Below are 11,978 nucleotides of genomic sequence, written 5' to 3'. Positions count from 1 at the left end.
CTCATATAGGTGTGCCTATCCTGTGCCGTGCCCACCACCGATCCGGTGACGCCCGGACTGCGCGGCGTCGACCTGCACCTCGGCTACCACGGCGTACCGGTCGTCCACGGCGCCGGCGTGGAGCTGTCGCCCGGGCGGATCACGGCGCTGGTGGGGCCGAACGGCAGCGGGAAGTCGACGCTGCTGCGGGCGCTGGCCCGGCTGCACGCCCCGTCGGCCGGGGAGGTCCGCTTCGGTGACGGCGCCGACGCGCTGCTGCTCAGCCGCCGCGACTTCGCCCGCCACGTCACCCTGCTCGCCCAGAACCGGCCGGTGCCGACGGGGCTGAGCGTGCGCGACGTCGTCGGGTTCGGCCGCCACCCCTACCGCGGGCGCTGGCGAGGCGACGACCCCGACGGCCCGGCCGCGATCGAGCGCGCCATGGGCGTCACCGCGGTGCACGGCATCGCCGACCGCCCCGTCGACGAGCTGTCCGGCGGGCAGCTCCAGCGCGTCTGGCTGGCCGGCTGCCTGGCCCAGGACACCGGCGTGCTGCTGCTCGACGAGCCCACCAACCACCTCGACCTGCGCTACCAGGTCGAGATCCTCGACCTCCTGCACGACCTCGCGGGCCAGGGCGTCGCGATCGGGGTCGTGCTGCACGACCTCGACCAGGCCGCGTCCGTCGCCGACGAGGTGGCGCTGCTCGCCGAGGGGCGCCTGCGCGCCGTCGGCCCGCCCGAGGACGTCCTCACCACCGATCTGCTGACCGCCGCCTACGGCATCCGCGTCGAGATCGACCACGACCCCGTCAGCGGGGCCCTGCGCACCCGGCCGATCGGCCGGCACGTCCACTCCCACCGGAAGGTCACCCGATGAGAAGGCTCCTGCTGACGGTCGCGGCGGCGTCGCTGCTGCTCTCCGCCTGCGGCACCACCGAGGAGGCGGCCGCCCCCGGTGCCGCCGCCCCCTCGGGCGCGCAGATCACGCTCACCGACGGCCGCGGCCAGGAGGTCGTCGTCGACGGCCCGGCCGAGCGCACCGTCGGCCTGGAGTGGGGCGTCGTCGAGAACCTGGTGACGCTCGGCGTGGTGCCGGTCGGCGTGTCCGACGTCGAGGGCTACTCGAAGTGGGTGCAGACCGAGCCGCTCACCGGCGACGTCACCGACGTCGGCGTCCGCGGCGAGCCCAGCGTCGACGCCATCGCGGCGCTCGACCCCGACCTCGTCGTCGCCACGACCGACCTCCCCGAGGCGGCGATCGCGCAGCTGGAGTCGATCGCGCCGGTGCTGGTCGTGCGCCCGGCCGACGCCGCCGACGGCCTCGGGCAGATGCGCACCAACCTGGAGCTCCTCGCGCAGGCAACCGGGAAGGAGGCCGAGGCGCAGCAGGTCCTCGCCGACTTCGACGCCTCCCTCGCCGCGGGCGCGCAGGCGCTCGCCGGCGCCGGGCTGACCGGGCGGCCCTTCGCCTTCTCCGACGCCTACCTCGAGGGCTCGCAGGTCTCCATCCGCCCGTTCACGACCGGGTCGCTGGCCGAGTCGGTCGCGGCGGAGCTCGGCCTGGTCAACGCGTGGCCGATGGAGGGCGACCCCGACTACGGCCTCGCCGGCACCGACGTCGAGGGCCTGACCGCGCTGCCCGCCGACGTCGAGTACGTCTACTACGCCAACGCCGCGGACGGCGGTGACGTCTACACCGACGTCCTGGGCGGCAACGCGATCTGGCAGTCGCTGCCGTTCGTGCAGTCCGGCGACGTCACCCGGCTGCCCGACGGCATCTGGATGTTCGGCGGCCCGTCGTCGATGACGGCCTACGCCGACGCCGTGGTCGCCGCGCTCACCGGATGACCCTCCTCGCGCCCCGCTCCGCGCCGCTGCCCGTCCGCCCGCTGCGGGTGGCGGGCGTGGCGGTGCTCGGGGCGGGCGCGCTGGTCCTGCTCGCGGCCGTGCACCTCACGCAGGGCACGGCCGCGGTCGACGCCGCCGACCTCTGGCGGCTGGTCACGGGCGCGGGCACCGACCAGGACGCGGCGGTCGTCGTCGCGTCCCGGGTGCCGCGCCTGCTCGCCGGCGTCGTGGTCGGCGCGGCGCTGGGGGCGGCGGGCGCGGCGCTGCAGTCGATCGCGCGCAACCCCCTGGCCTCCCCCGACACGCTCGGCGTCGACGCGGGCGCCTACTTCGCCGTCGTCGCCGCGGCCGCGTTCGGGCTGCGCATCACGGTCCCGGGCCTGCCCGTCCTGGGCTCGACGCTCGTCGCGTTCGCGGGCGGCCTCACCGCCGCCGCGCTCGTGCTCGCCCTGTCCTCGGGCGGCGGCGCGGCACCGACGCGGCTGGTGCTGGCGGGCTCGGCGGTGTCGCTCGCGCTGTTCTCGCTGACGACCGCGCTGCTCCTGCTGTTCTCCCCGGAGACCGTCGGGCTGTTCGCCTGGGGCAGCGGCAACCTCGCGCAGATCGGGCTCGCCGCCGTCACGCAGACGGGGCCGCTGGTGCTGCTCGGCGTGCTCGCGCTCCTCGTGCTGGGGCGGCGCCTGGACGTCCTCGGGCTCGGTGACGACACCGCGGCCGTCCTCGGCGTCGCCGTCCGGCCCACGCGGCTGCTCGTCGTCGCGATCGCGGTGCTGCTCAGCGCGGCCGCGGTGACCGTCGCCGGGCCGGTCGGGTTCGTCGGCCTCGGCGCGCCGGCGATCGTCCGGATCGTGGCGTCGAGGGTGCCCGGGATGCACCGGCACCGCGTGCTCGTGCCGATGGCCGCTCTCGCGGGCGTCCTCGTGGTGCTCACCGCCGACGTGCTCGTGCGCGCCCTGCTCGGCGGGCAGGGCGGCGTCGAGGTGCCGACCGGCGTCGTCACGACGGTGTTCGGCGCGGCCGTGCTCGTGGTGCTGGCGCAGCGGTTCCGCGACTCCGGGCCGGTCCGCAGCGCCCCGGCGGCCCGCGCGTCGCGGCTGCGCGGGCGGGGCGGGTACCTGGCCGTCGTCGCCGTGCTGGTGGTGCTCGTCGCGGCCACCGCGGTGGCGTCACTGCTGCTCGGGGACGCGAAGCTGCTGCTGGGCGACGTCGCCAACTGGGCGGCCGGGCGGGGCGGCCGGATCACGACGTTCGTGCTGGACACGCGCGTGCCGCGGGTGCTCGCGGCCCTGTTCGCCGGGGCGGCGCTGGCCGTCGCGGGCACGGCGGTGCAGGCCGTGTGCCGCAACCCGCTGGCCGAGCCGGGCCTGCTCGGCGTCAGCGGCGGGGCCGGGCTGGCGGCCGTCGCGGCGATCACGGTGGTGCCGACGCTGGGCACCTGGGCGCTCGCCGGCTCCGCCGCGGCCGGGGCGCTGCTCACCGCCGCGCTGGTGTTCGGGCTGGCCGCGCGGGGCGGGTTCGCCTCGGACCGCATCGTGCTGATCGGCGTCGGCGTCTCCTACGGGGCGACGTCGCTGATCACGCTGATGATCACGCTGACCGATCCGTTCAACGAGACGAAGGCGCTCACCTGGCTGTCGGGCTCCACCTACGGGCGCACGTTCCCGCAGGTGCTGCCCGTGGCGATCGCGCTGGTCGTGGCGGCGTACCTGCTCACCCGCTCCCGGGACGAGCTCGACCTCATGGCGCTGGACGACGACACCCCGCGCGTGCTGGGCGTCCCGCTCGGCCGCACCCGCCTCGGCCTGCTCGCCGTGGCCGCGCTGCTCACGGCCTCGGCGGTGGCGGCGGTCGGGGTGATCGCGTTCGTCGGGCTGGTGGCGCCGCACGCGGCCCGCGCGCTGGTCGGGGCGCGGCACGCCCGCGTGCTGCCCGTGGCGATGCTGCTCGGCGGGCTGCTGGTGTGCGTCGCGGACGTGCTGGGACGCACGGTGATCGCGCCGGCCCAGCTCCCCGCGGGCCTGCTCACCTCGGTGATCGGCACGCCGTACTTCGTGTGGCTGCTCTGGCGCTCGCGCCGCTAGGTCGTGAGTGGGAACCGTGGCCAGGGCCACGGTTCCCACTCACAGGGGGTCAAAGGATGAAGAGCATCTCCTGGTAGGTCGGCAGGGGCCACAGGTCGTCGGCCACCACGCCCTCCAGCACGTCGGCCGCCGCCCGCGCCGCCGCCATCGCGGGCAGGAGCTCGTCGCGGGCGTGCTCGGCCTGGCCGAGCGTGGTCTCGGCCGGCTCGGCGCCCAGCGCCGCCCGCAGCGCGTCCAAGGCGGTGCGCAAGGCGGTGATCGTGCCCGTCAGCTCCGCCAGCGGGGCCGTGTCGGCGTCGATCCCGGCCGACTTCAGCGCGCCCAGGTTCACCGCCGCCTCCGTCTGGTGGCGGACCGCGGCCGGCAGGACCGAGGTCGAGCCGACCTCGAGGGTCAGGCGGGCCTCGACGCCGATCGTCAGCGCGTACTGCTCCAGGCCGACCTCGTAGCGGCTGTGCATCTCCCGGTGGCTGAACACGCCGTACTTCTCGAACAGCTCCACCGCGGGCTCCGAGATCAGCTCGGGCAGGGCGTCGAGCGTGGTGCGCAGGTTCGGCAGCCCCCGCTCCGCCGCCTCGACCTGCCACTTGTCGGAGTAGCCGTCGCCGTTGAACACCACGGCGCCGTGCGTCGCGATGATCTCGGTGAGCAGGTCCTGCACGGCGGTGTCGAAGTCGGTGCCGCCCGCGAGGGCCGTCTCCAGCTCGGTGGCGCAGTGGTCCAGCGCCTCGGCCATGATCGTGTTGATCGTGACCATCGGGACGGCGACGGTCTGCAGCGAGCCCGGCGCGCGGAACTCGAACCGGTTGCCGGTGAAGGCGAACGGGCTGGTGCGGTTGCGGTCGCCCGGGTCGGTGGGCAGGACCGGCAAGGTGTCGACGCCGATCACCATCGACCCCCGGCTCTTCGACGACGTCGCGCGGCCCTTCGCGATCTGCTCGAACACGTCGGCGAGCTGGTCGCCGAGGAAGATCGAGATGATGGCCGGCGGCGCCTCGTTGGCGCCGAGGCGGTGGTCGTTCGTCGCCGAGGCCACCGACGCCCGCAGCAGGCCCGCGTAGCGGTGCACGGCGCGGATGACCGCGGCGCAGAACACGAGGAACTGCGCGTTCTCGTGCGGGGTGTCGCCGGGCACCAGCAGGCTGCCCAGCTCCGCGTTGCCCAGGGAGAAGTTGACGTGCTTGCCCGACCCGTTGACGCCCTCGAACGGCTTCTCGTGGAACAGGCACTCCATGCCGTGCTTCTTGGCGACGGCCTTGAGCGTGGTCATCAGCAGCTGCTGGTGGTCGGCGGCGACGTTGGCGCGCTCGAACATCGGCGCGATCTCGAACTGCCCGGGCGCGACCTCGTTGTGCCGCGTCTTCGCCGGGATGCCGAGCTTGAACAGCTCCCGCTCGGTGTCCATCATGAAGCCGAGGACCCGCTCCGGGATCGCGCCGAAGTAGTGGTCGTCGAACTCCTGGCCCTTGGGCGGCTTCGCGCCGAAGAGCGTGCGGCCGGCGTTGAGCAGGTCGGGCCGGGCGAGGAAGAAGTGCCGGTCGACGAGGAAGTACTCCTGCTCGGGCCCGCAGAACGACACGATGTGCCCGGGGTCGGCGTGCCCGAACAGCCTCAGCACCCGCTCGGCCTGCGCGCCCATCGCCTGCTGCGAGCGCAGCAGCGGCGTCTTGTGGTCCAGCGCCTCGCCGGTCATCGACACGAACACCGTCGGGATGCACAGCGTGTTGCCGCTGGGGTTCTCCAGCACGTAGGCCGGGCTCGTCACGTCCCAACCGGTGTAGCCGCGGGCCTCGAACGTGTTGCGCAGCCCGCCGCTGGGGAAGCTCGACGCGTCCGGCTCGCCCTGGATCAGCGTCTTGCCCGCGAACTCGGCCAGCGCCGAGCCGTCGGGGACGGGTTCGAGGAAGCTGTCGTGCTTCTCCGCGGTGAGCCCGGTGAGCGGGTAGAACACGTGCGCGTAGTGGGTGGCGCCCTTCTCCAGCGCCCAGTCCTTCATGGCCGAGGCGACGGCGTCGGCGACGAGCGGGTCGAGCGCCGCACCCCGCTCGATGGTCGCCATGACCGACTTGAAGACCGACTTCGGCAGCCGCTTCTGCATCACGGCCTTGTTGAACACGTTCTCGCCGAAGACCTCGCCCGGCGCCTCGGCGCCCGCCCACCCGATCGTCGGCGGGACGTGCGCCTCCACGGCCCTGATCGCCTGCAGACGAACGGTGTTGCCACTCATGTTCCGACCTCTCGCCAGCACTGCGCACGCGCCGGGCGGAGCACCCGACCGGGTGACGCTACGAAGACGACGTGCCGGTCGTGTTTCCGTCCGGTGACGCTGCGGCGCCCCGTATGACATCCCGGTGCCGTTCTCCGGACGGCCCGGGGACGCGCCCGTTCCGGTCCTACGCTCGGGCGGTGTCGTCACCCCCGCGGCCGTCCCCCGAGCGCCGCATCCACCTCGGTCGGATGGTGACGACGCGGGCCGACCTGCTCCGGCGCACCGGGGTCCCGCACTCCACCGGCGACGCCTGGTACCGCGACCGCGACCGCAACGGCCACCCGCCGCCGGTCGCCGCCGTCGGGCGCCGCCTGTACTTCGACGAGGCCCTGCTGCTGTCCTGGGTCCGCACCCAGCTCCACCCCGGCCCGCCGCCCGACCGGGTCGTGCGCAACGGCCGCTCGCTCGTCTCGCGCGCGGAGCTCGCCCGCCTGTCCGGGCTCTCGGAGTCGGTTCTCGCCGACCTCTACGCCCGCCGCGCCACCACCCGCCACCCCGCCGCGGTGCACCGCGACCGGCGCCACCTCTACTTCGACGAGACCGAGTCGCTCGCCTGGTGCTCGGCCCGCATCGCGTCGCGCGCAGCCGCCACCCGCGCACCGGCCCCGCGGGCCCGTCCGGCGACCTGAGGCACCGCGGGAACCACCACCCGGGACTCGCCCGCCCCGACCACCACGACCCCGGCCGGGATGAGCGCCCCACCCACGAGCTGGACACCCGACGGGCTCTGCGCGAGCAGCACCCACGCGAAGCCCAGCGGCGAGCACCTCCCCCAGCGCCACGAACGACGCCGGCCGCGAGCCCAGCACGCGGATGGCGGCGATCCCGCCGACGTAGGCGAGCGCCGCGGTGACCAGCCCGAGCGCGAGCACCGGCGCCCAGCACGCGACGACGAACCCGTCGAACGCCACCGGCGCGGCCGCGGCTGCTGCGCCACGACGGCTGGGACTACCACCTCCACCCCACCGACCCCGACGCCCCGCTGGACGACCCGATCGCCGTGGAGACGGCCATGGCGATGACCGACGTCGTCCGTGCCGACGAGGTGGGACGCCTGTCGATCTGCGCCGACGACACCTGCGGCGGCGTGGTCGTCGACCTCTCCCGCAGCCGCTCGCGCCGCTTCTGCCGCACCGCCTGCGGCAACCGCGTGTCCGCCGCGACCCATCGCGCCCGCCGGTCGGGCTGATCGGTCCGGCGCCCCGGCCCGGCGACCGGGGGGCCGGTCACTCCGGCAGGCGCCAGCCGCGCTCGCCCGCGAGGTCCAGCGCCTCCTGCGGGCCCCACGACCCCTGTGCGTAGGGGTGCGCGGGCGGCGGGTCGGCGAGCACCGGATCGCACAGCTCCCACAGCCGCTCCACCTCGCGGGTGCTGGTGAACAGCGTGTGGTCGCCCGCGATCGCGTCGAGCAGCAGCTTCTCGTAGGCCTCCAGCGAGTTCTCGCCGCCGAAGGACAGATGCAGGCTGTGGTGCTCCAGCGAGAGCTCGGGGCCGGGCTTCTTCGCGCGGATGTCGAGGGTGATCCGCGGCTCGTCGGTCAGCTCCAGCACGAGCTCGTTCGGGGCGCCGTCGGCCTCGCCGGGGAACATCGCGAGCGGCGGCTCCCGGAAGCCGAGCGTGATCGTCCGGCGGGTGGCGCCCAGGCACTTGCCGGTACGCAGCAGGAACGGCACGCCCTTCCAGCGCCAGTTGTCGACGAAGGCCCCGATCGCGACGAAGGTCTCGACGTCCGACGCGTCGTCGACGCCGTCCTCCTCGCGGTAGCCCTCGTACTGCCCGAACACGACGCGGTCGGGGTCGAGCGGGCGGACCGCGCGGAAGACCTTGGCCTTCTCCTCGTGCAGCGAGTCGGCGTCGAGCACCACCGGCGGCTCCAGCGCGACGAAGCCCAGCAGCTGGAACAGGTGGGTGGAGATCATGTCGCGGAAGGTCCCCGTCGACTCCATGAACGACGCCCGGCCCTCGATCCCGATTTCCTCGGGCACGTCGATCTGCACGTAGGCGATGTGCTCGGCGTTCCACACCGGCTCCATCAGCCCGTTCCCGAAGCGCAGCGCGAGGATGTTCTGCACCGCCTCCTTGCCCAGGAAGTGGTCGATGCGGAAGACGTCCTCCTCGGCGAAGGTCCCCAGCACCGCCCGGTTGAGCGAGCGGGCGGAGTCGAGGTCGCTGCCGAACGGCTTCTCGAGCACGAGGTGCGCACGCTCGGCGAGGCCCGTGGAGTCGAGCATCGCGATCATCGGCTCCATCGCCGAGGGCGGCACCGAGAGGTAGAGCAGCCGGCGCACCCCGTCGCCGAGCTCCTGCTCCGCGTCGGCCACGGCCGCCGCGAGGTCGTCGCCGTCGTCGGCCGACGACACGACGAACCGGATGCCGGACGCGAACTCCGCCCACCCCTCGCCGGCGCCCCCCGGCTCGACGGAGGCGCGGAACTCCTCGTCGGTGCCCGGCGAGTGCCGGCCCGTGCCGATGATCCGCACCCCGGGCAGCAGGCCGGCGGTGTGCAGGCTGAACAGGCCGGGGAACAGCTTGCGCTTCGCGAGGTCGCCCGAGGCTCCGAACAGGACCAGGACGTGGGGGGACGACATGGTGATCCGTACCCGCGGGCCGCGCGCCCGAACCCGCCAGGTGGGCTCCGCCACGATGACGTGGTTGCTCTCCGCGGCCCGGGTCGCCCGGGCACTCGCCACGACGGGTTCGGACGAGGCAACGGCTAGCCTTGGACACATGAACGTCGAGGTGACCCCGCTTCCGGGGATCGGGGTGCGCAAGGACTTCGCGCTGCGCGGCGGGCGGCGCGTCGGCGTCGTCACGCACCGCGACGGCAAGATCGAGCTCATCATCTCCAAGAGCGACGACCCGGACGCCTGCCTCGCCGAGCTGCCGCTCACCACCGACGAGGCCGGCGCGCTGGCCAACCTGCTCGGCGCGCCGCAGCTCGTCGCACAGCTCACCGGCGAGCAGCAGGAGCTGCCCGGGCTGCACACCCGGCAGATCCCGGTCGGGCCGCCGTTCGACGGGCGCACACTGGGCGACACCGCCCTGCGCACGCGCACCGGGGTGTCCGTCGTCGCGGTGATGCGCGCGGGCCAGGTCCACCCGTCGCCCACTCCGGACTTCACCCTGACCGCGGGCGACCTCATGGTCACCGTCGGCACGACCGAAGGGCTCGACAACGCCGTCGCGATCCTGAAGAAGGGCTGACGGCGTGGAGGGCACCGCGCTGGAACTGCTCGAGCTGGGGGCCGTCTTCTTCGGGCTCGGGCTCCTGGGCCGCCTCGCCGGGCGGATCGGGCTCTCCCCGATCCCGCTGTACCTGATCGGCGGACTCGCGTTCGGCACCGGCGGCATCATCCCGCTCGGCGGCATCGAGGACTTCACCGCGCTGGCCGGCGAGGTCGGCGTCGTACTGCTGCTCCTGCTGCTCGGGCTGGAGTACTCCGCGGCCGAGCTCGTCACCGGGCTCAAGCGCTCGTGGACCGCGGGGCTGCTCGACATCGTGCTCAACGCCGCGCCCGGCGTCGCCGTCGCACTGGTGCTGGGGTGGGGGCCGGTCGGCGCACTCGTACTGGGCGGCGTCACCTACATCTCCTCGTCCGGGATCGTCGCGAAGGTGCTGTCCGACCTCGGGCGCCTCGGCAACCGGGAGACGCCGGTCGTGCTCTCGATCCTCGTGTTCGAGGACCTCGTGATGGCCGTCTACCTGCCGATTCTCACCGCGGTGCTGATCGGGGTGTCGCTGATCGGCGGGATCACCGCCGTCGGGGTGTCGGTGGCGGTGCTCGCCGTCGTGCTGCTGGTGGCGCTGAAGTACGGCCGCTACGTCTCCGCGCTCGTCGACTCCCCCGACCGCGAGGTCTTCCTCCTCAAGGTCCTCGGGCTGGCGCTGCTCGTCGCCGGGTTCGCGCAGGCGATGCAGGTCTCGGCCGCGGTCGGGGCGTTCCTGCTGGGCATCGCGATCAGCGGCTCGACCGCGGAGAACGCCACGCGGCTGCTCGAACCGCTGCGCGACCTGTTCGCCGCGGTCTTCTTCGTCGTCTTCGGCCTCAACACCGACCCGGCCTCGATCCCGCCGATGCTCGGCTGGGCCGTCGTGCTGGCCGTGTCGACCACCGCCACCAAGCTGGCGACGGGCTGGTGGGCCGCGCGGAGGCAGGGCATCGGCCCGCTCGGCCGGGCCCGGGCCGGGGCCGCGCTGGTGGCGCGCGGGGAGTTCTCGATCGTCATCGCGGGGCTGGCCGTGAGCTACGCGGCGGTCGACGGCCGACTCGCCGCCCTGGCCACCACCTACGTCCTGCTCATGGCCGTGATCGGCCCGGTGGCGGCACGGGTGGTGGAGCCCCTGGCGAGGCGGGTGGTGGTGCCGGGCCGCACCGCCGCCGTCCCCACGGCCGGCGCCTGACCCCCACCCCCACCCCCACCCCCACCCGCGAGTCGGGCTCTACTGGCGACCGAGTCGGGGTAGGCGCTACACGCCCGGCGAGTTTGCCGCTCCCGTCCGCCGACTTGGCCGATCCTGCACAGCAGTCGCAACGCGGCCGGGGTGGTGCGGGCGGGGCGGAGGAGCCCGCCGGCGGCAGCGGGTCGTGATCGTCGCCGCCCGCACCTCACCGTCGGCGCGACGACCGTGAGGTACGACGGACGGCGATCACCAGCACCATGATCTCCGTCCACCGCACACCCTGGTCGCGACGAGGACCACGGTGTGCAGACCGCAGCGATCTTCACGCCCCACCCCGCGAGTTCGCCGTTCCCGCACGCCGAGGTTGCCGAACGCGTACAGCCGCGGCGCGCGGAATCGGCCAACACCCCGGGGCACCGGCGGCACACTCGCCGGGGTCGACGGCACACTCGTCGGAGGGGGGTGGGTGGTGGGCTGGGCTGGGGCCTGGGGCTGGGGCCGGGGCCGGGGCCGGGTCAGCGGGCGGCGAGCGTGGCCGCGTACAGCTCCCGCTTCGGCACCCCCGCCGCCTCCGCCACCTCCGCGACGACCGTCTTCAGCCGCTCCCCCTCGTTCACCCGCTCCTGCACCGCCCCGACCAGGGACTCGACCGTCGGGGCGGCGGTGGGGGCGGCGCCGGCCAGGACGACGGTGACCTCCCCGCGCACCGGCCCCTCCTCCGCCCACGCCGCGAGCTCGGAGAGCGGGCCGCGCAGCACCTCCTCGTGCTTCTTCGTCAGCTCCCGGCACACCGCGGCGCGGCGGTCGGGGCCCAGGACGGCGACGGCGGCGGCGAGGGTGTCGGCCAGGCGGTGCGGCGACTCGAAGAACACCGCGGCCCGGGGCTCGGCGGCGAGGGTCTGCAGCCAGCGCGTCCGCTCGCCCCCGCGGCGCGGCGCGAACCCCTCGAAGCAGAACCGCTCGACGGGCAGGCCGGACAGCACCAGCGCGGTCGTCACGGCCGAGGGCCCGGGCAGGCACGTCACCGGCAGCCCCTCGGCCGCGGCGGCGGCGACGAGCCGGTAGCCCGGGTCGGACACCGCGGGCATCCCGGCGTCGGACACCAGCAGGACGGTGCGGCCGCCGCGCACGTCGTCGAGCAGGCCGGGCAGGCGGGCGGCCTCGACGGCGTCGTAGTGGCTGATCACCTTCCCCGCCACGGCGACGCCGAGCGCCGCCGCCAGCGACCGGAAGCGGCGCGTGTCCTCCGCCGCCACCACGTCGGCGGAGGCGATCGCGTCGACCAGGCGCGCCGACGCGTCGCGCGCGTCGCCGAGCGGCGTGGCCGCCACGAGCAGCACCCCGCCGGGTCCGGAGGGGTCCGCCGCGTCGGTCGCCATGCCGCCCACCCTACGAGC

At 74.6% G+C, this 11,978-nt stretch carries 10 protein-coding genes; 7 read left to right on the top strand and 3 right to left on the bottom strand.

All coding sequences use genetic code 11. The features are described 5' to 3' along the window. Positions 1 to 27 precede the first annotated feature (27 nt). From I4I82_RS18430 to I4I82_RS18420, 3 genes are read left to right on the top strand one after another with little or no spacing between them, the layout of a single operon-like run. Positions 28 to 858, top strand: a complete 831-nt coding sequence (locus I4I82_RS18430; protein ID WP_372451472.1) for an ABC transporter ATP-binding protein — start codon at positions 28 to 30, stop codon at positions 856 to 858. Beyond that, entirely contained in the window at positions 855 to 1,829 is a 975-nt protein-coding gene (locus tag I4I82_RS18425; RefSeq protein ID WP_218592915.1) for an ABC transporter substrate-binding protein, read from the top strand. The genes I4I82_RS18430 and I4I82_RS18425 overlap by 4 nt, the downstream gene beginning before the upstream one ends. After that, a complete protein-coding gene (locus I4I82_RS18420) occupies positions 1,826 to 3,910 on the top strand; it encodes an iron ABC transporter permease (RefSeq protein ID WP_218592914.1) in 2,085 nt (694 codons plus the stop codon). The genes I4I82_RS18425 and I4I82_RS18420 overlap by 4 nt, the downstream gene beginning before the upstream one ends. A 49-nt stretch (positions 3,911 to 3,959) precedes the next feature. Here I4I82_RS18420 and I4I82_RS18415 read toward each other — a convergent pair whose 3' ends face one another. Beyond that, complete coding sequence (locus tag I4I82_RS18415; RefSeq protein WP_218592913.1) at positions 3,960 to 6,137, bottom strand: glutamine synthetase III family protein; 2,178 nt, start codon at positions 6,135 to 6,137, stop codon at positions 3,960 to 3,962. A gap of 179 nt (positions 6,138 to 6,316) precedes the next feature. On the opposite strand from I4I82_RS18415, the gene I4I82_RS18410 reads away from it, so the two are divergent. Beyond that, the gene (locus tag I4I82_RS18410; protein WP_218595897.1) at positions 6,317 to 6,808 is read left to right on the top strand and encodes a hypothetical protein; all 492 of its coding nucleotides are present in this window, start codon (positions 6,317 to 6,319) and stop codon (positions 6,806 to 6,808) included. A gap of 383 nt (positions 6,809 to 7,191) precedes the next feature. Further along, positions 7,192 to 7,368 (top strand): CGNR zinc finger domain-containing protein, encoded by a 177-nt coding sequence (locus tag I4I82_RS18405; protein ID WP_218595896.1) that lies wholly within the window; start codon positions 7,192 to 7,194, stop codon positions 7,366 to 7,368. 37 nt (positions 7,369 to 7,405) lie between these two features. Here I4I82_RS18405 and zwf read toward each other — a convergent pair whose 3' ends face one another. Beyond that, entirely contained in the window at positions 7,406 to 8,767 is a 1,362-nt protein-coding gene (gene zwf / locus I4I82_RS18400) for a glucose-6-phosphate dehydrogenase (protein WP_218594579.1), read from the bottom strand. A 139-nt stretch (positions 8,768 to 8,906) separates the two neighbouring features. Between zwf and I4I82_RS18395 the strand changes: the two genes are divergently transcribed. Further along, positions 8,907 to 9,383: a cation:proton antiporter regulatory subunit gene (locus I4I82_RS18395; protein WP_218594578.1), complete on the top strand. Its 477-nt coding sequence runs from the start codon at positions 8,907 to 8,909 to the stop codon at positions 9,381 to 9,383. A 4-nt stretch (positions 9,384 to 9,387) separates the two neighbouring features. Beyond that, on the top strand, positions 9,388 to 10,581 hold the full coding sequence (locus I4I82_RS18390; protein WP_218595895.1) for a cation:proton antiporter: 1,194 nt from the start codon (positions 9,388 to 9,390) through the stop codon (positions 10,579 to 10,581). Positions 10,582 to 11,096: 515 nt separating this feature from the next. Here the strand turns inward: I4I82_RS18390 and rsmI are convergent. After that, complete coding sequence (gene rsmI / locus I4I82_RS18385; protein WP_218595894.1) at positions 11,097 to 11,960, bottom strand: 16S rRNA (cytidine(1402)-2'-O)-methyltransferase; 864 nt, start codon at positions 11,958 to 11,960, stop codon at positions 11,097 to 11,099. Positions 11,961 to 11,978: the final 18 nt, after the last annotated feature.

Origin of the sequence: Pseudonocardia oceani (assembly GCF_019263585.2) — a bacterium.
Lineage (GTDB): Bacteria > Actinomycetota > Actinomycetes > Mycobacteriales > Pseudonocardiaceae > Pseudonocardia > Pseudonocardia oceani.
This window is presented reverse-complemented; position numbering and strand designations above follow the sequence as displayed.

What these genes read in the sequence shown, in the direction of transcription:
- zwf (WP_218594579.1), bottom strand. Translation starts at nt 8,767, where the DNA reads ATGTCGTCCCCCCACGTCCTGGTCCTGTTCGGAGCCTCGGGCGACCTC.
- rsmI (WP_218595894.1), bottom strand. Translation starts at nt 11,960, where the DNA reads ATGGCGACCGACGCGGCGGACCCCTCCGGACCCGGCGGGGTGCTGCTC.
- I4I82_RS18405 (WP_218595896.1), top strand. Translation starts at nt 7,192, where the DNA reads ATGGCGATGACCGACGTCGTCCGTGCCGACGAGGTGGGACGCCTGTCG.
- I4I82_RS18420 (WP_218592914.1), top strand. Translation starts at nt 1,826, where the DNA reads ATGACCCTCCTCGCGCCCCGCTCCGCGCCGCTGCCCGTCCGCCCGCTG.
- I4I82_RS18395 (WP_218594578.1), top strand. Translation starts at nt 8,907, where the DNA reads ATGAACGTCGAGGTGACCCCGCTTCCGGGGATCGGGGTGCGCAAGGAC.
- I4I82_RS18425 (WP_218592915.1), top strand. Translation starts at nt 855, where the DNA reads ATGAGAAGGCTCCTGCTGACGGTCGCGGCGGCGTCGCTGCTGCTCTCC.
- I4I82_RS18415 (WP_218592913.1), bottom strand. Translation starts at nt 6,137, where the DNA reads ATGAGTGGCAACACCGTTCGTCTGCAGGCGATCAGGGCCGTGGAGGCG.